The organism is Marinomonas flavescens (genome assembly GCF_004352835.1).
GTDB lineage: Bacteria > Pseudomonadota > Gammaproteobacteria > Pseudomonadales > Marinomonadaceae > Marinomonas > Marinomonas flavescens.
Map to the genome: position 1 here is coordinate 15,206 of NZ_SJSB01000008.1, position 24,345 is coordinate 39,550.

The 24,345-nt window shown below is 35.8% G+C and carries 15 protein-coding genes; 2 read left to right on the forward strand and 13 right to left on the reverse strand.

Annotation, left to right across the window (positions count from 1 at the left end; all coding sequences use genetic code 11):
* Positions 1-410: 410 nt before the first annotated feature.
* The 11 genes from E0D70_RS09700 to E0D70_RS09750 form a co-directional block, all read right to left on the reverse strand.
* Positions 411-1,682, reverse strand: a complete 1,272-nt coding sequence (locus E0D70_RS09700; RefSeq protein ID WP_133012087.1) for a glycosyl hydrolase family 28-related protein — start codon at positions 1,680-1,682, stop codon at positions 411-413.
* A gap of 45 nt (positions 1,683-1,727) precedes the next feature.
* Positions 1,728-3,011 carry a glycoside hydrolase family protein gene (locus tag E0D70_RS09705; RefSeq protein WP_133012088.1) on the reverse strand — a complete coding sequence of 428 codons (1,284 nt, stop codon included), beginning with the start codon at positions 3,009-3,011 and terminating at the stop codon, positions 1,728-1,730.
* A 115-nt stretch (positions 3,012-3,126) separates the two neighbouring features.
* Positions 3,127-4,875: a solute:sodium symporter family transporter gene (locus E0D70_RS09710; RefSeq protein ID WP_133012089.1), complete on the reverse strand. Its 1,749-nt coding sequence runs from the start codon at positions 4,873-4,875 to the stop codon at positions 3,127-3,129.
* 182 nt (positions 4,876-5,057) lie between these two features.
* The gene (locus E0D70_RS09715) at positions 5,058-6,341 is read right to left on the reverse strand and encodes a glycoside hydrolase family protein (protein WP_133012090.1); all 1,284 of its coding nucleotides are present in this window, start codon (positions 6,339-6,341) and stop codon (positions 5,058-5,060) included.
* A 105-nt stretch (positions 6,342-6,446) separates the two neighbouring features.
* Complete coding sequence (locus tag E0D70_RS09720) at positions 6,447-7,742, reverse strand: glycoside hydrolase family protein (protein ID WP_133012091.1); 1,296 nt, start codon at positions 7,740-7,742, stop codon at positions 6,447-6,449.
* 42 nt (positions 7,743-7,784) lie between these two features.
* Entirely contained in the window at positions 7,785-8,873 is a 1,089-nt protein-coding gene (locus tag E0D70_RS09725) for a carbohydrate porin (protein ID WP_133012092.1), read from the reverse strand.
* A 516-nt stretch (positions 8,874-9,389) separates the two neighbouring features.
* Positions 9,390-11,138 (reverse strand): solute:sodium symporter family transporter, encoded by a 1,749-nt coding sequence (locus E0D70_RS09730; RefSeq protein WP_133012093.1) that lies wholly within the window; start codon positions 11,136-11,138, stop codon positions 9,390-9,392.
* A gap of 78 nt (positions 11,139-11,216) precedes the next feature.
* Positions 11,217-12,680, reverse strand: a complete 1,464-nt coding sequence (locus tag E0D70_RS09735; RefSeq protein ID WP_133012094.1) for a sulfatase-like hydrolase/transferase — start codon at positions 12,678-12,680, stop codon at positions 11,217-11,219.
* A 402-nt stretch (positions 12,681-13,082) separates the two neighbouring features.
* Complete coding sequence (locus E0D70_RS09740; RefSeq protein WP_133012095.1) at positions 13,083-14,861, reverse strand: alpha-1,3-galactosidase-related protein; 1,779 nt, start codon at positions 14,859-14,861, stop codon at positions 13,083-13,085.
* Positions 14,862-15,068: 207 nt separating this feature from the next.
* Positions 15,069-16,532 (reverse strand): sulfatase-like hydrolase/transferase, encoded by a 1,464-nt coding sequence (locus E0D70_RS09745; RefSeq protein WP_133012096.1) that lies wholly within the window; start codon positions 16,530-16,532, stop codon positions 15,069-15,071.
* 267 nt (positions 16,533-16,799) lie between these two features.
* Complete coding sequence (locus tag E0D70_RS09750; protein ID WP_133012097.1) at positions 16,800-17,651, reverse strand: helix-turn-helix transcriptional regulator; 852 nt, start codon at positions 17,649-17,651, stop codon at positions 16,800-16,802.
* Positions 17,652-17,803: 152 nt separating this feature from the next.
* Here E0D70_RS09750 and E0D70_RS09755 point away from each other — a divergent pair, with 152 nt between their 5' ends.
* Positions 17,804-19,552 carry a solute:sodium symporter family transporter gene (locus E0D70_RS09755; RefSeq protein WP_133012098.1) on the forward strand — a complete coding sequence of 583 codons (1,749 nt, stop codon included), beginning with the start codon at positions 17,804-17,806 and terminating at the stop codon, positions 19,550-19,552.
* 114 nt (positions 19,553-19,666) lie between these two features.
* Entirely contained in the window at positions 19,667-21,190 is a 1,524-nt protein-coding gene (locus tag E0D70_RS09760; protein WP_133012099.1) for a sulfatase-like hydrolase/transferase, read from the forward strand.
* A gap of 124 nt (positions 21,191-21,314) precedes the next feature.
* Here E0D70_RS09760 and E0D70_RS09765 read toward each other — a convergent pair whose 3' ends face one another.
* Positions 21,315-22,322, reverse strand: a complete 1,008-nt coding sequence (locus E0D70_RS09765; protein WP_133012100.1) for a substrate-binding domain-containing protein — start codon at positions 22,320-22,322, stop codon at positions 21,315-21,317.
* A 236-nt stretch (positions 22,323-22,558) separates the two neighbouring features.
* Positions 22,559-24,259: a solute:sodium symporter family transporter gene (locus E0D70_RS09770; protein WP_133012101.1), complete on the reverse strand. Its 1,701-nt coding sequence runs from the start codon at positions 24,257-24,259 to the stop codon at positions 22,559-22,561.
* Between the last annotated feature and the right edge of the window lie 86 nt (positions 24,260-24,345).

Genomic DNA, 24,345 nt, shown 5'->3' on the forward strand with positions numbered 1-24,345 from the left:
GTTATTAAGAGATTATGCATTGAGGGTTTATATTTGTATATCAAAAAACCAATGTTTATTTTGTTAAGTTTTATTAATTTCTATTGATATAACATAATAGCCTTTTAGGTATTACATAAAGTTATGTGTTAAAGGTTTTTAAGTTTAGAAGTTGATTTTTTGATAAAATAATTTTTATAGTATTTATGTAATTCAACAATAGAATTAATTTATAATATTTATAATATTTATAATATTTATAATATTTATAATATTTATAATATTTATAATGATATTTGATCTGTTGAAAAATGTTTCTATGGTAGAGAGGGGGTATAAATTTATTGGATTTGTGGGGTGTCCTGATGTGTCGGTTTAATGACACATCAGGATCCGCCCTAAAAATAAATTAAAGCACCATCAAATATTTTCTAATGTTCTTTGGTGTACAGTTTATAACGATCATTACTCGTAGTAATCGCTTTAGTATTAAACCCATGTGCTTTTATTCCAGTTACAGAGACATCATAATTTTGTTTCTCTCCAGGTCCAGCAACATAACCAACTGCAGCTATAGAAGGCCCTCTTAACGCTTCCAATTCAGTGTCTGTGCGGTAGATATAGCGTTGTAGGTCTTTTGGTAACAAGGTGAAGTCTTTATGTAGAATCTGAGATCGAAATCCGAAAGTGGCATCAACGTCATGTATTTTTACATTTGTAAATACACCAGGAGTCAACGATTTATTCTTTTGTTTTGTTGAAATGTAGCCAGCTGCAATTCTAACCGCAAAATTACAATCATTAGATTTTATATTTTGTGCGTCAATATTTTTATTTTCTTGCATAGAGTGGGGTGATAATGTTAGTGCAGCACTACCATCGATACAGCTAATATTGTCAGCTTTAATATTACTTACACTTCCAATTTGTAAGTCATTCATAACAGAGTAACCTGTTTCTAATCGTAATGTCGCTCCACCTTCTGATATTATATTTTCAAAAGAAATGTTATCTCCAGCTTGTACTTGAATTGCTCCATAACCATAAGCGCTATTAAATGCACTTATGTTTGAAACTTCTCCATCTGCCGGCTGAGCCCCTTTATACTTTCCTCGTACGATAGGACCCATAGTGATTGCTGAGAATTTAGTCTTACTATCGAAAACGTTCATGTTAGAAATCTTGAAGTTTTTCACGTTCACTAATTGAAAAACCCTGACACCATAAACATTATTAAAAGGTTTTTTAGGGCTTTTCCCTGTTTTTTCTCTAATGGTAGGCAACTGTACGGTAAATCTTTTATCTTTATCTGAACTTGTTATGACAACATTTTCGACAGGCGCTGATTTTAAACCTAAAGAAAAGATTGACTTCAAACCATTTTTAGCAATGTTATTAATATACGGTCTTATTGATGCTTGTGGATCTATGAGTATTTTGATATTTGATTTCAGTTGTATATTAGTAAAATAATAGACACCCTTAGGGATTATTATTTCACCACCGCCGTGTTTAGATAGTTTATCAATGGCTTTTTGTAGTAAAGGGCTGTCATCTTTATTATCGTAATTATCAACGCCGTAATCAGTGACCAGGTTTTTTGTTACTTGTGTTGAAAAGTCTTTAAAATAAGCGGCATTAGCAGCTTGGCTTGATAATGTAATGAATACAGAAAGTAAGCTAATTGAAATATTTTTTTTCATGTTTATACCTTTTATTAAATGAAAATAATAGATTTTATTAAGTGTCTATTTTTCTAGTGTGTATACTTGACCTTTATCTTTAGGTGAAACTATCTCTTTAGATTCTGATTTAAAACCATGCATTTTTATATTTTTCAAAGAAACGTTATAATTTATCGGCTTACCTGGTCCACTAACGTAACCGACAGCGGCAATCGATGGACCCGCTAGAGATACAAGGTTATTGTCTGTTCTGTATATATAACCTTGTAATTTTTTAGATAATAGAGAAAAATCTTTATGTAAAATTTGTGATCTATAACCAAAAAAAACATTAATACCATTTATTTTTACGTTTTTGAATATCCCAGGTTTCAAACCTTTTGTTGTGTCATTTGATGAAACATAGCCAGAAGCTATTCTAACTGCAAAATTACAATTATCTGCTGTGATGTTATGCGCATCAATATTTGAATTCGTTTGGATAGTGTGTGGTGATAGGGTCAATGCAGCACTACCATTAAGGCACCTTATATCATTTGCTTTAATATTACTCACACCGCCTAGTTTCATATTGTTCATAGGAGCGTAACCTGTTTCTAATCTTAAGGCAGAGCCACCTTGAGATTCTATGTTATCGAAAAAAATATTACTTGCCGCTTGGGCTTGAACTGCACCATATCCATAAGCGCTATTAAAAATGGTGATATTTTTAACATCACCATTAGTCGGAAATTTCCCTCTATTTTTTTTATTTTTGTCAGATAAAACCGCATTTAAGCTCATTGCAGAATACTTTGTGTGTCTATCATAAATATTAATGTTTGACGTTAAAAAATTTTCAACATTAAAAAAATGAAAAACTTTTATTCCATATACATTTCTGAATCGATTTTTTGGATTAACACCAGATATCTTTGTTATAGTTGGCAACTGTACAGTAAATCGTTGGTCTTTTTGTAAGCTTGTGACTGCAATATTTTTAACCACATCTTTATTAAATTCACCGACATTAAATATTGCATCTCCACCTTTATCATACATAGCTTGTAAATACGGCCTAATACTAGCATTTTTATCAATTAGTAATTTGATGTTTGATTTTAATTCAACGTTCATAAAATAATAGACGCCAGCTGGAATGATGATTTCCCCCCCTCCGTTTTTTGATAGTTCATCAATCGCTTTTTGAAGCTCTGGTGTGTCATTTTTACTATCATAGTTATTAACAGAATAATCACTAACTAAATTTTTTGTTGTCGAAACTTGAAAGTCTTTATAGTATCCGGTATCAGCATAAGCATGAATTGATACGAATAAAGTCAATGTTGTAAGAATTTTCTTATTCATTATTAAATAATCCTAATCATGGTTTCAATAAAATTAACAGCATTATAATTTTCTAAATCACTCTAATTTATTAAAATTGCATACAATAAATATGTTAAAAATCGTTTAATAAAAATTAAGATCGATTCAATGAGTCTAACTGGATGTTTTTTTCGTTTTTAGTTTTTATTTTATTCATAAAAGTTTTGACAATTATATTTATAATGAAAATAGATATTATAGCGGTGGCTAGAATGATGAATACATTACGAGTTATATCATCAGGATCTGTTACAACACCAATCGATGATGCAAGAGCATAAGCGGCAACCATCATCACAGACACAATGACGCATCCTAGACGTATGTGCTTCCAATGTGTGATGTCTACTGTGTCTAGTTTTGGCAGTAACTTTTTGTTTGATAAATCTGGATTTTTCAATGTCATCAGCCAAGTAATAATAAGACTAATAGAAAACATAATTGCAGCTTGGTGTAGGAAGTTTAATTTCCAGTGAGTAAAATAAGTAAAGTATAACGACAATATAATATAAACACTTGCCCCAGTGATGGTAGATTTAGCTGTTGCTCGTTTGGAAACCATGCCAACTAATACAATAAATAGTACAGGTAGGTGCAGTGCGGCGTTAAATTTATGTACAAATATATACACACCAGAATGATCTAAATATTGAATAAATGGTGCCGCACAAGCTGCAAAAATCGCTATTACAAAACCAAATTTTTTCCCTGCATTGATGCATTTAATATCTTCAACATAATTCCCGAGTAATGGCTTGTAAATATTTAGAGCAAAGATTGTGGAGCATGTATTGATGATAGAATTAAACGTTGAAATTACAGCACCAAACAAAACTGCGCCAAAAATTCCAACCATGTAGTTAGGCATTAAACGATGAATCAATATAGGGTAAGCCTGATCAGGATTGATCCCTTCATTACCGTAAAGATGGAAAGCAATCACTCCTGGTATTAATAATATACCAACACTTAGGATCTTGATTACCGCAGCCATGAGGACACCTTTTTGTCCTTCAGCCAAATTCTTTGCCCCTAATGCGCGCTGTATTATCAGCTGGTTAGCACAAGCAAAATAAACATTCATCAAAATCATACCTGTGAATAAGGTAGAAAAAGGAACAGTAGCTTTAACTGGCGTAACTGCATTAAGCATCTGAGGATGAACTGTTAAGAGTTTGTGTATACCAGAAAGAATGTGACCATCACCTAATGCATTTAAACCTAAAATAAGAACTAAAATACTGCCAAAGAAAAAGCCAATTCCATTGATTGTGTCAGAAATAACAACGGCTTTGAGGCCGCCAAATATAGCATAGGTACTGCCTATTATTACAATGAAGACAATAGTTCCTGTTAATGCAACATTGTATGAAATATCTAGGAGACCAGTTATATTAAAAAGTTTAGTCAGCGCCAGAGCGCCAGTGTATAGAACAGCTGGAAGTAGCATCAATACTAGGCCGACAAGAATGCAAAAAGCCATGAAGTTACGTGCAGTACTGCCGAACCTTTCTTCAACTAGTTCTGGTAGTGTTGTTATTCCGCGACTCAAAAAATAAGGTAGAAAAATAGTGGCCATGATAATCAAGCCAACGCCGCTTGTTACCGCCCATCCCATGCTTGAAAGACCAACAGCAAACCCTTGACCATTAAGTCCAATTAACTGTTCTGCAGACCAATTTGTTAATAATATTGACGTACCAATTTGTATGCCTGTTAAGCCACGTCCGCCTAGAAAATAACCACGAGATGTTGTTAAATCTCCTTCCTTTGTGATTTTCCAAGAAATAAAAGCGACCAGTGCGGTACATGCTATAAATGAAAGTATTGCCCAAGAGTTCATGTATTTACCTATTTTATTTTTATTTTATAATGAAATTAATTCAAAACTGTTTTAGTGAAATTTAATATTTTCTCAGTAAATATTAAATTTTTTTGTATATAAAGTTGCTGATGAATAATTTCTTATAATAATATTGTTTGAAAATCGTACGGATTATAGTTTTTCCTATTCGTTTTCTAAATCTAATGTTCGGTGGTGTAGAGCTTATAACGGTCATTGTTAGTAATGATCGCTTTATTTTTAAATCCGTGTGTCTTTATTCCGGTGATGGATACATCATAATTCACTTTTTCTCCCGGCCCTGCAACATACCCAACTGCAGCAATAGAAGGGCCACTTAAGGCTTCTAATCTAGTGTTTGTTCTGTAGATATAACGTTGCAACTCTTTAGGTAAGAAGGTGAAGTCTTTATCTAAAATTTGCGAATGCATGCCAAATGTAGCATCTACTCCATGTATAGAAACATTTTTAAAGGAGCCTTTTGTTAATCCTTTTGTTGTATATTTTTGTGAAACAAATCCTCCGGCAATTCGAACTGCAAAACCACAACCATTTGATTTTATATTTTGTGCTTCAATATTTTTATCTGTGTGTAAAGCGTGTGGAGACAGTGTTAACGCAGCACTACCATTGATACATCTTATGTTATTCGCTTTAATATCCTGTACTCCACCTATTTGCAGATTATTAGTCTTATAAAAGCCAGTTTCTAATCTTAAAGCAGCCCCACCGTCGGACTCTATATTTTTGAAAAAAATATTATTCGCAGCTTGAACTTGAACTGCTCCGTACCCATAAGCTGCATTGAAAACAGTTATGTTTTTAACGTCACCTGTAGTTGGGTCTTGACCTCGGTTTTTAATGTTCGACGGTGTTGTTATCGCTCCCATCTCTACTGAAGAATATTTAGTTTTACTATCATAGACATTGAAATTTGAGATTGAGAAGTTTTTCACGTTAAAGAAGTTGAATACACGTATACCATAGACGTTATTAAACGATTTTGATGGATTATCGCCTGAAATTGCTCTGATAACAGGGAATTGAACAGTAAATCGTTTACCTTTTTGTAAACAAGTAACTTCTACATTTTGAACCAAATTAGTATTATTTTCACTAACACTGAATATACTATTAGATCCGTGCTTAAACATTTTATTTTTATAAGGTCTTATAGTTGCGTGTTGATCAATTAATATTTTAATATTTGATTTTAGCTGTACATTAAAAAAGTAATAAACGCCTTTTGGTATGATAATCTGACCACCACCTTCTTGAGAAAGTTGATCAATTGCTTTTTGTAGCTGTGGGGTATCATCTTGTATATCGTAATTATTAGCACCATAGTCGGTGACTAAATTTTTTGAAATCGTCGTCGGAAAATCTTTAAAATAGTTAGCACTGGCGTTTTGACTTGATAGTAAGATAAAGACAGTTAATAAAGAAAGTATCATGTTGATTTTCATATCTTATATGCCTTATATAAATATATAGTTTAAAGATAAATGAGTACTGGATGTAGTGTTACTTCAAAATAAATTTTGAAATAACACTACATTAACTGATATTGATTACTCCTCAGTTGTGTACACTTTACCCTTATCTGAAGGGAACGTTATCTCTTTGGTTCCTGGTTTAAATCCATGCATTTTGATGTTTTTCAAAGATGCTTCATAATTTATTTTCTCACCGGGCCCACCAACATAACCGACAGCTGAAATTGAAGGGCCAACTAGAGCTTCCAAATGAGTATCTGTTCTGTATATGTATCTTTGTAGATCTTTGGATAATAAAGAGAAGTCTTTATGCAAGATTTGTGATCTGAATCCAAAAGTGGCATCAATACCGTCTATATTTACATTTTTAAATATGCCAGGTGTGAGGCCAACTGTTTTGTTTTTCTTTGAAATAAAACCAGTAGCTATCCTAACGGCAAAATTACAATCATCTGCTATGATGTTATGGGCATCAATGTTTGCATTTGTCTGGATAGTGTGTGGTGACAGTGTTAATGCCGCGCTACCATTAAGGCATCTTATGTTGTCTGCTTTAATATCACTTACGCCACCTAATCTCATATCATTCATCGGTGCGTAGCCAGTTTCTAATCTTAATGCTGCACCACCTTGGGATTCTATATTCTCAAAATAAATTTTACTCGCAGCTTGTGCTTGCACAGCGCCATATCCATAGGCAGCGTTATAAATAGTTATATTTTTAACATCCCCATAGGTTGGAAATTTCCCTCTGTTCTTAATATTCTTATCAGATAAAACCGCATTTAAACTCATCGCAGAGTATTTTGTATTGCTATCGTAAATATTCATATTTGATGTCAAGAAATTCTTCACATTAAAAAAATGAAAGACTTTTATGCCATATACATTGTTAAACGGTTTGTTAGGGTTGGCGCCTGAGACCTTAGTGATAGCAGGTAGTTGTACAGTAAATCGTTGATCTTTTTGTAAGCTAGTAATTGCAATGTTTTTAACTACATCAGCATTATATTCACCGACATTAAATATCGAATCACCACCATTATCATACATCGCTTGTAAATAAGGTCTGATGCTGGCGTCTTTATCTATTAATAACTTAATATTTGATTTTAATTCAACATTCATAAAATAATAAACGCCAGCCGGAATGATGATTTCACCTCCACCATTCTTTGATAGTTCATTAATTGCAGATTGTAGTTTTTGCGTATCATCTTTGTTGTCATAATTATTTACTGAATAATCAGTAACTAAGTTTTTGACTGTTTTTGTTATGAAATTTTTATAATAACCAGTATCTGCATAAGCATGAAATGGTATCGATAAAGCAAACAAAGAAAGTGATGCTATTTTTATTTTTCTCAACATGTAATTATGTCCTCAAGTTTATCTTTTGTTCGAATTTTTTAATTAAAATGTATATTTTAATGTAACTTTACTTCCGATTATATCACTCTGACTAACTTTATTGACTTTAGAGGAAGAGTAACCAGCTCCTAGAAAAATATTAAAGTTTTCAATTGTTAAAATGTTTGGAAATTCATAATAGGAATATACGTCCCATTCTTCAGTATCATTTGCGTCTATTTCAGTGTTTCTTACGCCATGTATTGCACCGAGATAAAAATTCTTATAACGAGCACCAAGACCTGCTGCATACGATGTTGCTTTATTACTCTTTATTCGGTCATCAATCAAATAAGCTGCTCGAGCAACTATTTGTAAGTCATTTGTCATTTTATAGGTACCTGTAATACCGGTACCAATCCAAGCGCTACCATCATCAACAATTTGATTTTTTGTTATATCATTATAAAAGTTGTCATTAGCAGTCATAAAGGTTTCTGTTCCCACTTCGTCAGAAGACATGATAGGAGCCTCTAAACCAACTGCAATGCTACCTTTTTCAAAATTATGGGTCACGACAGGGCGGGCTATTATTGTTGCCCCTTTATCTAATGACTGGACAGCCAATTGAAATTGAGTTGTTTTGTTAACTACTTTTGTAAAAGTATATTGTCCGTCATCACCAGTTGAAGATAAGCGCCCACGAGCTATATCTGCACGATATACCATCGTTTTTGATATTGGTATATAAACATATGAATCTTGATCTGAACTGCTTGTATCATTTGGTGAAAGGTTAATCGCTTTTTGACGGCCAACCTTAATATTCCAATCTTTTTTCACGCCAAATTGAAGATACATGTCATATGGCTTAGGTTCACCGTATTGTTTCCATGCAGGATTAAGCGAAAAAGCAACGAAGTTATTATTTTCTAGAACTTTTTCTCCATTTATTTTAAGTATTACTCGCCCATCAGAGACTGCATTCCCACTATCAGCTAATGTGTTACGATTTGTCTCACTACCAACGCTATATCTTATGTCTGCACCTACTGTTAACGTACCAGAGTCTGTAGTAAATTTTGCTCCAGCATGCGCTGTTGATGCTATGAAAAGAGCAAGGATGCTTGGTGTGAAAATAGATTTTTTCATAATTGTATGTCCTATTAATAATTGGTTATAAAGATTTATATTATCTTCATAAAATAAAGTTCTAAAATTAAAAGATTATTGAAATCAATTAAATTGACGTTTTAGTCTTCACAATTATTAATGGTCTATAAAAAAATATATTTTCGATGTTGTCTTTGATTTAAAATAAAAGGTTTTCTTGTGGTTTGTTTTGTCCGATACAGTGTGTGAGTGTTTAATTATATTTGTTTTTTTAATGTTTTTCATTTTATTGAAGCTCTTTTTTTTATTTTGATTTTTCTAATGTGTTTTTTGTCGAATTTAAATAAAGCTTAAGGTTTTTTGTTTTTATAATAATTGCTCCATGCTGTCTTGATTTTAATGTAATGAATTTTTGATGATTTTATCCCTGCCAAAACTTTATGAGTTTAGCAAAATATTGTGTAGTAACCTGTTGTAGCTAAAGAGTATTAATCAATGAACCTTACTGTCAAGCTAACTACCAATTATTGAATAGTTAGCTTGAAATGGATGTGATTAAGTATTTATCTGTTTTTCAGTATAATTTTTTACACTTTTTTGTTCTTTTATTTTATCCATAAATACTTTAACAATTATATTTAGAATAAAAATAGCGAGGATTGAAGAGGCTAGAATGATGAGTACATTTCTAGTTATCTTGTCAGGGTCAGTAACAACACCAATAGATGATGCAAGTGCATACGCAGCAACCATCATTACCGAAACGACGACACAACCAAGGCGTATGTGTTTCCAATGGGTAATGTCTACTGTGTCAAGTTTAACTAGTAGCTTTTTGTTTGATAAATCTGGATTTTTTAATGTCATCAGCCAAGTGATTATAAGGCTAAGTGTAAACATAATCGCAGCTTGATGGAGGAAGTTTAATTTCCACTCGGTGAAGTAAGTGAAATATAGTGAGCAGATAACATAAAAAGCGGCTCCAGTAATTGTCGCTTTTGCTGTTGCTCGTTTGGATACCATGCCAATCAAAACTATAAATAACACAGGTAAGTGGAGTGCAACGTTAAACTTCTGAACAAAAATGTATACACCTGAATGATCTAGGTATTGAATAAATGGTGCTGCGCAGGCAGCAAAGACAGCAATGGCAAAACCAAATTTCTTACCAGCAGTAATGCATTGGATGTCTTCAACATAATTACCTTTCAATGGCTTATATACGTTTAGAGCGAAAATAGTTGAGCATGTATTGATTATTGAATTGAATGTCGAAATTACTGCGCCAAACAAAACAGCACCAAAAATACCTACCATGTAATCAGGCATAACATTATGAATTAAAAGAGGGTAAGCCTGATCAGGATGTATACCTTGATCCCCATAAAGATGAAAAGCAATTATTCCAGGTACCAATAAAATGCCGACACTTAGGATTTTTATGACAGCGGCCATAAGAACACCTTTTTGGCCTTCTGCTAAATTTTTTGCTCCTAATGCACGTTGTATTATTAGCTGGTTTGCGCAAGCAAAATAAATATTTATTAGAATCATACCTGTGAATAGGGTAGAAAAGGGAATGGTCGCCTTCTCAGGTGTGACTGCGTTAAACATTTGAGGGTGAACGGTTATTAACTTGTGTACGCCTGATAAAATATGACCATCACCTAGTGCGTTCAAACCTAAAACGAGAACTAAGATACTACCAAAGAAAAACCCAATCCCATTAATGGTGTCAGAGATAACAACGGCCTTTAAGCCACCAAAAATAGCATAGGTGCTGCCTATTATTACAATGAAAACAATCGCTCCGGTTAATGCAACATTATAAGAGACGTCAAAAAGTTCAGTTATATTGAACAGCTTAGTCAAGGCTAGCGCACCAGTGTAGAGAACAGCTGGTAGTAACATTAGAACTAGGCCTAGTAGGATACAAAAAGCCATGAAATTACGCGCGCCACTGCCGAACCTTTCTTCAACTAGTTCTGGTAGTGTTGTTATTCCGCGACTCAAAAAATAAGGTAGAAAAATAGTGGCCATGATAATCAAGCCAACGCCGCTTGTTACCGCCCATCCCATACTTGATAGGCCAACAGCAAACCCTTGACCATTAAGCCCAATTAACTGTTCTGCAGACCAATTGGTTAATAATATCGACGTACCAATTTGTATGCCTGTTAAACCACGGCCTCCTAAGAAGTAGCCTTTAGATGTTGTTAAATCTCCTTCTTTTGTAATTTTCCAAGAAATAAAAGCAACCAGTGCGGTACATGCTATAAATGAAAATATTGCCCAAGAATTCATGTTATTATTTTCCTATCTTATTCTTACTAATAAAATTTTGCTAAAAATAGTTTAATGATATTAGATTGAAATTTATTTTTATTTGTATGCGTATGCGGGGCCATATTCAGCTAGCCCTACCATAATGTATGGATTTAAGCATTTGTCCTTAACGGATTCTGCAAAAGTCCAGAGTTCCGTATATAAGGATTTTTTAACGTCATCATATTTTAAATTTCTTGCAAGGTTAATTAATTCATTGGGATCTGTTTCCAAATTATAAAGTTCATCATGATCAAACGAGTTGTAAACAAGTTTCCATTTGTCATTGAATACGGCTCTTTGGATTCCATATATTTCATTACCATTGGTTTGGGTGAATGAATATTTTCGCCAATTATCTGGAGTTTTATCATCTAGGAACGGCAACAAACTTTTTCCAGTAAGGTTTGATGATTCTTCACCAATAAGGTCTAAGAAAGTGGGGGCAAAATCTGCTAGAGACACTGGTTCATCAACTGTGCGGTTTGGATTTTTAATGCCATTTTTCCAACTGATAACCGCTGGAATATGATAGGCGCCTTTAAATGCCGGTAAGCCTTTACACCAAAGGCCATGTTCACCATTATAATCGCCATGGTCACTGGTAAATAAAATGAGTGTGTCATCAAAATCATTTCGTTTTTTAAGTTCATCCAAGGCTAAGCCAAACAAATAGTCTTCATAAGTACAAAATGCCATGTAATGGCGTATGGCCTCTTTCTTTTCATCTATTGTTAATTGGTTGAATGCTTTTTGAGTTCTCTGATACAAATTTGGTTTATCGAGAAGGTTATCGAAATGAATATCTGTAAGCTCTATGTCTAGATCTTCATACATATCTAGAAATCTTTGGGGTACAAAGTAAGGATCATGTGGGCCAAGTGTTCCAACGTAGTAAGCCCATGGCTCTCCACTATCTGGGATCTCACTCAATTTATCTATTGTCGTATTCACTACCTTAAGATCATTAAATGGATCTTCTTTAATTCCATAATGATTAAAATTAGGGTATCCCGCTCTTTTTATTTGTCCTGTATTTCGAGGAGTACGTTCATTTTCATCTCTTGTTTTTGCAAGTTCTTTATAAACATCCCAACCAGCGCTCATATGAGCTGTTGCTTTACTTGGTTTTGAGTATTTATTTGAGGTAACAAATGCTTCTTTAAATCCATGATCTTCAGGACCTGTTTCACGGCTGACATGCCATTTTCCTGAAAACCACATTTCGTAACCTTGTTTTGCAAAACTTTCAGAAAACAGCTTAGTTCCTGCGGTTAGTCTATCGGACAATGTATTTTGCACCCACACATTGTTCCATACTCCATGTTCAGAAGGATATTTGCCTGTGAAAAAGGTGGCTCGTGATGGGCAACAGTGAGGAGATGGGCAATGAGTGTTGGCAAAATGTAAGCCATCTTTCATCAAGGAGCGAATGTTAGGCATGCTAATAAGAGGGTTGGTCAGTGTATCGCCTCTTTGCTGATCTGTCATAAAGACAAATATGTTAGGTTTCTTCAGCATGTGATTTCCCTATAAAGATTAAATCTATTTTTTTAATTATATTATCTTGAAAAATTAATTATGCAGTAGTGTTTTATATTTGTATACCATGTTTTTAATAATATTCCGTAAAATTTTTATGGATATAAGGTATTAGTTGCGTGGATAGAACTAAAAGTTATGCCTATTGTTTTTTTCAATGATGGTTAGTTTTTATAATAGGTAATGGGATTGTTTTATTCAGAGTTTGAGTCTTTATTGATTTATTTTTCATGGGAAAAAAATATCTATTACAGATTTTTTTTATTTTTTAAGGGTAGGTTTTTAGGAAGAGAGTGTGATGAGGCCTGAATATTATTAAACAGTATAAAATAGAGATGGTAACTGTATGTCTCTATTTTATACTGTTTGGTGATGAGTTGATTAAATTAAATTAAAACCAATATTGCTTTCGTTGATCAAGTTGTTAACTTTTTCTCTTTTAATTAATCGTGGCGTTATAAAGTTAACCGATTGGTTGTTTTTAATAGAGGCGCTGTTAACAGAAATCAGATTTATCGTAGGGGATTCGCTGATAGTCTCTGAAGTGGTTGAGGTCGATGTGATGCTATTATTTTCAATTGTTAAGCTGCCCACGGAGCTTGAGTACGCAAGCAGTCCATTAAGGCTATTAATTTTGTTATCTATAAATGAGATGTGTCCATGATATGGTTTGATACCGTGTTTCTGATTTTCTGTTAACTTCACTAATGCATACAAAGGATATGCGTTTATGTCTGAAAATCCTACTTGATCAAATACATTGTTACGGATAGTGACATCTTGAGTACCGCTTGATTCATACCAAAAGTCATTATCTCCAACTAAAAGAACACTGTGCATTTGATTATTAAAATAGTTATCTGTGATTTCAACCTTCCCTTTGGTTGTTGTTAAAGCGCCACGGGCTCTATTTTTTTCAATGGTGTTGTTTTTGAAGATAACATTAGGCTGCCAGGTTAAATTTTCTAATGTCATCTCGAATGATGGCAACTCTTCTGGTATTTCAGTAAAGCTTATCAAAAAGACCTTGCTATTAATCGCTTTTACTTCTTTGACTGTCGTTTCAAAAAAAGAAGAGATGGTCTCTTTTTTGGTGAAGGCTACCTTGTCTCCAGGATCTGCAAACACTATCCCTTCTTGTTGAAAATGGCTTATGGATGCTAAAAACGTATTATTACCAATATAAGAATCAATATTTACATAAGCGCCATGGACATTAATTCCATCATCAAGCATATGATCTAGTTGACAGTTTTCAACAATAATATCGCCCTTACAGTTCATGAAATGAGTTGCATCTGCTCGTGTAGATACAATGCGATCATGGGAAGGGGTGACGCTATAGTGAGAAACTTTAATATTTTCTGTCCGTTCGACAATGAGAGACATGCCGCCAGCGGTATGGATGGTAATATTTTCTAAAATAATATTTTTGCAATCAATAATATGTATCCCAGGAATATTCCTGTTCAATGACCTTTCGCCATAAGTGATCCAAATTCCACCGACAGGGATAGGCAGTGCATTGTCTCCAAGTTGTGAAAATTCTACCAGATCATTACCAAGGTCAATGGCATGTGGGTAGTTTTTCGTCTCGTAAAGGTGTGCGTTTAAAATAGGGGCTGTGGTTTTCTTATCAAACACAATGTTTTGTCCAACTTGAACCCATTGTTCAAAACGTTTGAATAGAATTTGGTTGTTTTCAATTTTATAAGGGTAAAGTTCTGCGTTTATTTTTGCCGTAAAGCTTTTTTTATCCAAATCAGATGATACAACTTCTAACTCAGAATGAAATGGCATGATGAAATCAACGCTAAAGTTTTTAAGCGTTACATTGCTAGAGTCTTCAATTGCAAATGGGATGACCTCATCATAAAAAATGAATGATGAACCATTTCCGTTGATAGTTAGGCCATTCAGGTTTTTTATATAAAAAGCAATTCGTTTTAGGCCGTCATCATGGTTTGCAATATTTTTATAGCTTTCGAATGCATACTTTCTTGATATCTTATAGATCCCTTTGGGAAAGTCTAAGGTTGCATTATCCATGCCTTCGATTGATGTTAATATTTCGCTTAATTTTAAAGTTATGTCTGTATTGGGTAATATTCCATGAGAGGATACATCTATATTTTTTTGTTTTATATCATTTAGATTCATTAAGTAATCCTGCTTTATGTTATCAATTTAGAATAAACGAGTGCTGTTTATGTATGAAAGGGCTTTGTGTCGATTGTTTGTATCAGATGTTTGATTGTGAGCACATTTATCAAAAAATACAGATAAATAATCATAGTGATGTGTAAGGTTCAAGAACTTAGCAAGTTAAGTTCTTGAACCTACAGTGTTGTTTATGATCGCTTCGTATTATTTATAAGCATAGGCGGGGCCATATGCAGCGAGTCCAACCATGATATAAGGGTTTAAGCACTTATCATTAACAGACTCAGCAAAAGACCATAATTCTATGTACAGTGTTTTTTTAATAGAATCATACTTGTCATTGCTAGCTAGATTTACCAATTCGTCAGGATCATCTTCTAGGTTATAAAGCTCATCATGATCAAACGAGTTGTAAACAAGCTTCCATTTATCACTGAATACCGCTCTTTGAATGCCATATATTTCATTACCATTGGTTTGAGTAAATGAATACTCTCGCCATTTTTCTGGTTGTTCGTCATTAATGAAAGGCACTAGGCTCTTACCTGTCAGGGTTGGGGTGTCTTCACCAATAAGTTCTAAAAATGTAGGAGCAAAATCAGCAAGAGAAACTGGCTCAGAAATTGTTCGATTAGGATTTTTAATGCCATTCTTCCAGCTAATAATCGCAGGAATATGATATGCACCTTTAAAGGCGGGCAATCCCTTACACCATAGGCCGTGCTCTCCATTGTAATCACCATGATCACTGGTGAGTAAAATTAGAGTGTCATCGAAGTCATTTCGTTTTTTAATCGTTTCTATTACCAAACCGAATAAATAATCTTCGTAGGTGCAAAAGGCCATATAGTGAAGAATGGCGTCTTTTTTCTCTGCTACTGTTAATTGGTTAAACGCTTTCTGAGTTCGTTGATATAAATGAGGCTTATCCTGCAGATCATCAAAATGAATGTCGCTAAGTTCAATATCGACGTCTTTATACATATCTAAAAAGCGTTGCGGTACAAAATAGGGGTCGTGTGGACCTAGAGTCCCTATATAGTACATCCATGGTTGTCCGTCTTCTGGAATTTCTTTTAATTTTTCGATTGCAGCATTTACGACATCAAGGTCATTGAACGGATTTTCTTTCATGCCGTAGTGATTGTAGGTTGGATATCCCGGACGTTTTATCTGCCCCATTGCTCTGGGAGCATTTGTATTTTCGTCTAGGGTTTCTGCTAGTTTTTTATAGACTTCCCAGCCTGCACTCATATGTGCTGTTGCTTCGTCTGGCTTGGTGTTTTTATTTGAAGTGACATAGTTTTCTTCAAAACCATGATCTTCAGGGCCTGTTTTGAAGCTGACATGCCATTTGCCAGAATACCCTAAGTAGTAGTTCTGCTTTGCAAAAGACTCTGAGAATAAGGTTGTTCCAGGGTTCAATCGATCGGATAAAGTGTTTTGTACGCAAACATTGTTCCAGACGCCATGTTCAGTTGGGTACTGGCCTGTAAAGAAGGTGGCTCGTGATGGGCAGCAATGTGGGGATGGGCAATGTGTATTTTCAAAATGTAAGCCATCTTTCATAAGAGCGCGCATATTTGGCATTTTTATCAACGGGTTAGTTAGTGAATCTCCGCGTTGTTGATCTGTCATAAATACCAATATATTAGGTGTTTTTTGCATAGGTAGATCCTATTAAATTTAAACTTATAGCTGTTTTATTATTAAATAAAAATTAATTATGCAGCAGCATTTTATATTTGTACACCTTGTTTTATAAGATTGGTTTTATTTTTCTCTTGGATATAAGTTATTTGTCTTGTAGGTAGATCTAAAAGTTATGACTGAGGTTATAATAAAAATAGATTGAAGTTTTTATTTTTAAGGTTTTGTTGATTAATATTAAATAAAATATTTTTGAAAAAGTATTTTGTTTTAATCTAATTGATATTATTTTTTTGTTTTCGATGGGGGGAAGCCAAATTTATTTTTAAAGGCTTTACTGAAATGGAATGCATCGTAGAAATTAAATTCTGAAGCCACTTGATTAACAGTATAGTTTTTATATTTTATAAGTGATTTTGATGCGGTAAGTCGAGTATTTAAATAATATTCTTTAGGGGACTGTTGAGTATACTTTAAAAACATTTTTCTTAAGTGTTGTTCTGTACATTCTGCAATTTCAGCCATTTCTTTTACCGTCCATTTTTTTGTCATATTCAGATGTATTTGAGTAATGACTTCCTGGACTTTTTTTAGGTTCTTATCTTGCTCGCTGACTTTGCTTAATGCGAGCCAGTGATAAATGGTTTTGGTTAAACTGGCAGTCGCCAGATGTCGATAGGTTGATTCCGTTTTCTGAAATAGCTCAACAATATCTGTCATTTCCCTATGAAAGAATTCATTGTTTGTCAGTGTTATTAGGTGGTCGTAGATTAGGTTGATTGCGCCATTAGGAATGAACTCCATCAGGAAGACTTCCCAGATCAGGCCTTTGCAACGGTAACTACGGATTGTAGTAGGGTGCAGAAAAATGACAGTACTTCCCTCTAGCTGTATCACTTCCCCAGTAGACAGCTCTATTTCACCGTGACCTTGTTTTGTGTACAGCGCAATGACGCTGCCTTCAAGCAGAGGGCGTAGACGATCCTTAGGCCATTCAACCTGATAGTTTTTGTCTGCCAAGGTGTTCCATAAGGCCAATAGGGTGATGCCACTGGAAGCTACCGTGTTATTTATGACGATAGGGATGTTAAATGTTGTTTCGTTTTTTACATGCAAATGATCATTCATTCCATTCATTTATGTTGTTACTTAAGTAAAATTCGATGATAGCAGCTATTAACGATGATTTTTAACTTAAAATTGTCTGCGCAATCTGCTTAGCATAAATAGAGTCGTTATTTATTTTATGCACCTCATATAAATCCAATAATAAGAAGGTGGAGATCAAGATGTTTACTTTAATGTCTTTTGTCTTTTTTACTGCACTGGTTGCAGTAATTTCGTATATAAAAACAAGGAAAGACAACCTAAATACTGAAAATGGTTACTTCCTTGCAGGGCGGAGCTTACCTTGGTATGTGATAGCAGGGTCTTTGTTCCTTACTAATATCTCAGCTGAGCAATTAACAGGTTTGAATGCAAACGCGTTTGCTAACGGTGCTAACGTCATGGCGTGGGAAACCACTTCAGCATTAACCTTAATCATTCTTGCTTTCGTTTTTCTGCCTCGTTATCTCAAGTCTGGGATTACGACGGTTCCTCAATTTTTAGAGTTGCGTTATGGCAAGCGTATGAGGGTCGTATCTTCTGCGATTTTTATCTATGCCATCGTCATTGGCTTTTTGCCATTTGTGCTTTATGCCGGCGCGATTACGCTCGGAAAGCTTTTCAATGTTAGTCAATTGTTCGGTACGTCAGATTATGCCACCACTTGGATTATGGTGATATTAATCGGTGTGATTGGCGGTATTTATGCTGTGTTTGGTGGTCTAAAAGCCGTTGCAGTCTCGGATACGGTTAATGGTATCGGCTTGCTTCTTGCTGGTATGTTAGTGCCTGCTATTGGTTTGTATCAATTGGGTTCAGGCAGTATTGGAGATGGTTTTTCAATTCTTCTAGCAGATGCTCCACAGCGTATGGATGCGGTAGGCTTAACTGATAGTGCTAATGTTCCGTGGCACGGTCTGATTTCTGGTGTGATCATCATTAACTTGTTTTATTGGTGTACCAACCAAGCCATTGTTCAGCGTGCTTTTGCCGCTAAAAATTTAGCAGAAGGCCAAAAGGGTGTATTGGCCGCCGGGGCGCTAAAAATCATTGGCGTTGTCATGCTTGTGTTACCTGGAATTATTGCGTGGCATATGTTTCAACGCGGTATGATTGACATTCCTTTCAAAGTTGTTGATGGCGTCACCACGAACATCCTGAATAGCGATATGTCATACCCAATTTTGGTACGTGAAGTACTTCCTACTTGGTTGACTGGATTCTTTGGTGCTGCATTATTTGGTGCGGTATTGAGTTCGTTTAATAGTGGTGTAAACAGTCTTTCGACAATCATTAGTTTAGATATCTATAAACAACTAATTAGACCTGATGCTACCGATGCACAGACAGTGCGAATTGGTCGTCTGTTTGGTATTGCGACCATCATTATCTGTATCATTATTGCACCGTTTATCGCGACATCTGATAGTTTGTATACCTTGATGAGAACGATAATGGCGGTCATTAATGTACCTATTTTTGCTGTTATCCTTATGGGTGTGTTATCGAAAAGAGCCCCTGCTATTGCTGGTTATATTGGCTTAGTGTTCGGTATGGTTTTCTTTTATACAGCGCATTTCGTATTTCATGATGATTTAGGTTTTATAAAGCTGCATTGGCTAAATTTGGTTGGTTTAAATCTAGTTCTTATGCTGCTTATTATGACGGTTGTTCGTTATATCAAACCATTAGATAAGCCTTATGTTCAAAAAGATGCGCAAATGGTCAATGTGACTCCTTGGAAGCATGGTAAATTGGCAGGCTGGGTATTGGTTTTTGCCTTTATTCTTCTTTATGCTGCGTTTTCCCCTCTTGGATTAACATCGCCTACTGGTTCTATCTTTAAGGTTATTTTGGTAACCGCTGTTGGCTTAGGATTTATGTATGTTATTTACAAAGTATATAAAAAGCTGACTATCTCAGAAAAGTAATCGTTACTTTACACTGTAAGAGATTGTTTTTATTGCCCATTAAAAGTCGCAGCTATTATGGCTTTTAATGGGTCAATCTCTTGTTTTCTCAGTTAAATGCACTCAGGAGTGACAATGAAAAAACCTAATATTATTCTAATTATGACAGATACTCAGGCGACCAATATGGTTGGATGTTATAGTGGCAAACCACTTAACACTAATAATATTGATGCTTTAGCGGCGCAGGGTGTGCGTTTTAATTCCGCTTATACCTGTTCTCCTGTCTGTACTCCTGCAAGAGCCGGCTTGTTTACAGGGATCTATTCCAATCAATCTGGACCTTGGTCAAATAATATTGCACCAGGTAAAAATATTTCTACAATGGGGCGTTATTTTAAAGACGCCGGTTATCAAACTTGCTATGTCGGAAAGTGGCATCTTGATGGTCATGATTATTATGGGACAGGTATATGTCCTCCAGAGTGGAATGAAAATTATTGGTACGATGGCGCCAATTATTTAGCAGATTTAAGTGACAAACAGATCGCGTTGTGGCGTAACGGCTTAAATTCAGTTGAAGATTTAGAAGCTAACCATATTGATGAAAGCTTTACTTGGGCGCATCGAATCAGCGATCGAGCAATAAATTACCTTGATGAAAAGTCAGCTGAATCTGAACAACCATTTTTGATGGTGTTGTCTTATGATGAGCCTCATCATCCTTTTACTTGTCCGCCTAAATATTTGAAAAAATACCAAGATTTCTACTATGATCTTGGCCCTAAAGCGTTTGATGATCTAGAGAATAAACCAGAACATCACAAACTATGGTCAGAGGCTATGCGATCTCCAGTCGATGACAAAGGTCTTTATCATCACCCGCTGTATTTTGCTTGTAACGACTTCGTTGATGATGAAATTGGTCGAGTAATTGATCATTTAGATCAAAGTGAAATTGAAAATACCTGGGTGGTTTATACCTCAGATCACGGCGAAATGATGGGCGCGCATAAGCTAGTTAGTAAAGGCGCTGCTATGTATGACGACATTACTAACATTCCTTTGATTGTTCGTCCGCCAAGACAGGCTGGCGTATTTGGTTCTGCGGGAACCCAAGTAAACACACCGGTTAGTCATATTGATATTCTTCCGACTATGATGCATCTGGCTAACATCGAGCAGCCTGATATGCTGCCGGGTGGTGAGTTAATCAGCGTTATTGAACAAGATAATGATCGTAACGTAATGGTTGAATTTAATCGTTACGAAGTTGAGCATGATAGTTTTGGTGGCTTTATCCCTGTGCGTTGTTGGATCACTCCACGCTTCAAATTGGTGATTAATTTATTCACCAGTGATGAGCTTTATGATCGAGTCAATGATAAAAATGAAATGAACAACCTCATTGATCATCCAGAATATGCGTCTATTCGTAATCAAATGCACGACGAGTTGATGGATTATATGGATGAGATTCGAGATCCATTTAGGTCTTATCAATGGTCTATGAGAGCGTGGCGTAAAGACGCTAAGCCTCGTTGGATGGGGTCTTTTAGACCTCGACCAAATGATGGTTACTCTCCTGTCGTAAGAGATTACGATACCGGCATGCCAACCCAAGGTGTGAAAATTGAAGATAAAAAAATGAAATTCTAACGTTTCTTTTTTATTGTAAATCGGTAAGTTTGTTTAGTAAAAAGCCCTTTTTAAAAAAGGGCTTTTTTATTTTTAAAGACGGTAACTTTGCTTTGTGTGCCAAGCTGAAACCAAAATGCAGAGGTTAATTTGCTGAAAAAGGGATCACAGATAAGCGTTTAACCAGAGTGGGTACGAATATCATGGTAGCGGCTTTTTGCTCTTCTTTATTGGCTAGTGTTAGAGAAAGCATCGCGGCTTTTTCAGCCATCATCTGAATAGGGTAGCGAACTGTTGTCAGCTTCGGGTGTAGGTATTTGGCAATGAGGCCGTTATCAAAACCAATAATAGACATGTGTGCTGGTACGGCAATGTTGTTATCTTCTAAAGCAGATAGAGCGCCAGCAGCCATGTAATCGTTATAGGTTGCAATGGCCGTTAAAGGTAATCCTTTGGCCAGCAAATTTGTCATCGCTAGCTCGCCGCCTTCTTCATCCGGGGCACCATACTCAATGTGGCTTTCTGAATGGGGCAGGTTGTTGTCTTTTAAGGCTTGTAAATAACCTGCTTTGCGCTGCTCCGTGTCTTCAATGTCATGATTAGAGCAGATATAACCTATTTGTTTGTGGCCATTTTTAATCAAATATTCGGTAGCGAGATAGGAGCCTTTTAGATTGTCTAAAGCGACACATCGATTGGCAATTTCAGGAATAAACCGATTGATCAGTACGAGCCCAGGTATTTCTTCCGCAAACGCAATTAGCTCTTGTCCCGTTAAGCTTTTACTGTGAATGACCAGCGCTTCGCAGCCTTGATTTATTAATAATTCAATTGTTTCGCGCTCTTTTTTTGCTGAATGGTAACCGTTGCCAATCAAGAGGTGCTTGCCTTGCTTGGTGGCAACCGTATCGATTGCTTTTACCATGGAGCCAAAAAAGGGGTCAGATACATCGCCCACCAAGATGCCCATAGTCTGTGTGGATTGGCTCACTAGTGCGCGGGCGGCAGCATTGGGTCGATACCCGAGTTTTTTCATCGCGGCAGTGACCGCCTGAATAGCAGCTTTGCTCGCTTTAGGGGAGTGATTGATGACGCGTGATACTGTAGCGATAGAAACATTGGCCTCTTTCGCAACATCTTTAACAGTAGCCATATGCTTTTTGCCTTAGCTTCTTTGTATTAGTCAGAACCATTTTTATAGTACTTTACCATAGGTAAGTTTAAGGTTTGCTTATACTTTTTTAAACTTATCGTTTAGCCCTTGCGGTGTGCTTATCTGCTTAAGGGTATGATCCAGCTTGCGGTTGTTTTTGTTCGGGGGAGGGGAGTAACGATTCACTTATATTTCGTTTGAGTATAAGTGAATCGTTAGGAGAGCAAGAAAAAGCGTTACTGAGGTTGGTTTATTCGGTGCTGTCTCTGTCTAACGATACGAAAGACGATTCCGGCAAGCATCACTAATCCACACACACCGTAAGTTTGCATGTAGGTAGGATCATCAGACATAAAGCCAATATTAGAGAACATAATGTAAGCACCTAATACCATATAGATAACAACAGCAGAGGCTTCAAACCTGAAGGCCCATGGGGTTATATTAATGGACTCGTTAATGGGCATAACATAGTCGGTTTTTCGTGGATAAAAGTAACCAATAATAAACATCAACGCCGTACAAACGACGAATAAAATGGCGAGTTGGTGTAAGAAGTGAAGGTGCACTTTGAATATAAGTTGCATAGAGGCATAAGACGTTACAAAGACAACCAACGCGACTTTAGCGGCAATGGCTGGCACTCGTTTTGAAATATAACCAACAAAAACAATGGTGAAAATAGGCACACTAAAGAAGCCGGCCACCATTTGTAAATACTGAAATAGACCTTCTGGCGCAAACATGATGAAAGGGGCGATACAAATTGAAATAATGGCAATGAAAACGCCGAAGATACGGCCTTTGCCTATTAGTTCTAAGTCTGTTTTCCCTTTACCAAATAAAGGTTTATATACATTTAGGGCAAACAAGGTGGTTGAACTGTTTAATACGCCATTAAAAGTACTCAGTATGGCACCAAACATAACGGCCACAAAGAATCCTACCAGTGGTTTAGGCAGCACTTCGTTTACCAGTCGAGTGTACATGGCGTCTGGATTACCTGCATTTGCTCCAAAGATATGGTACGCAATAATGCCAGGCACAATAAGAATGAGTGGTGTAATAACCTTTATCAAACCTGCCCCGATAACGCCTTTTTGTGCTTCTTTTAGGTTTTTAGCCCCTAATACACGTTGAACTATCGATTGGTCTGTTCCCCAGTAATATAGATTCACTAACAATAAGCCAGTAAACAATGTGGAGAATGGAAGAGGGTCTTTGTCTGTGCCTACTGATTGAAGTTTCTCAGGCGCTGACGTGAGAAGTGTGTCTAAACCAGCGCTGAAACTACCGTGACCTAATACAATTAAGCCAAAAATAGGGATCATGAAGCCACCAATGACAAGGCCAATACCATTGATGGTATCGGCAATGACCACGGCTTTTAAACCACCGTAGATGGCGTAAAAGAACCCTAATAGACCAATGGCGGCAGAAATTAAGGCAATTGATTGGAACTGTGTTATTCCCAGTAAGCCTTTAACGTCAAAAATTTGGGTGATGACGACAGCGCCAGCATAAAGCGTGGTAGGCAAAATATTAATAACGTATTGGCAAAGAAATAATAGCGTTACAAACTTTTTGACTGACATGTCATAGCGACTTTCTAAAAAGTCGGGAATTGTGGTGATGCCTTGCTTTAAGTAGCGCGGGATCAGTAGTAGAGCAATAATTACTAAGGTTACACCTGAGGCAACTTCCCAACCCATAACACTCATATTACTCGAATAAGCTTGCGCACTCATACCGACAAAACTTGTGGCGCTGAGATTGGTTAGAATGAGTGAACTGGCGATCAATCCACCAGTAAGGCTCCTGCCGCCTAAAAAGAATCCTTCTCCAGAGTGATGCTTATCTCGTTTTACCTTGCTGTAAGTGAATATCACTACAAAGCCAGTAAATAATAAAAACGATAAAAATACCGTTATGGACATAGTCTTTTCCTTTCTTTATTCACATCAGCGAAGCACTAGTAATGTGAGTTTAATTCCTAGTGCTTCGCTGATGTGTTTTTTAGGTA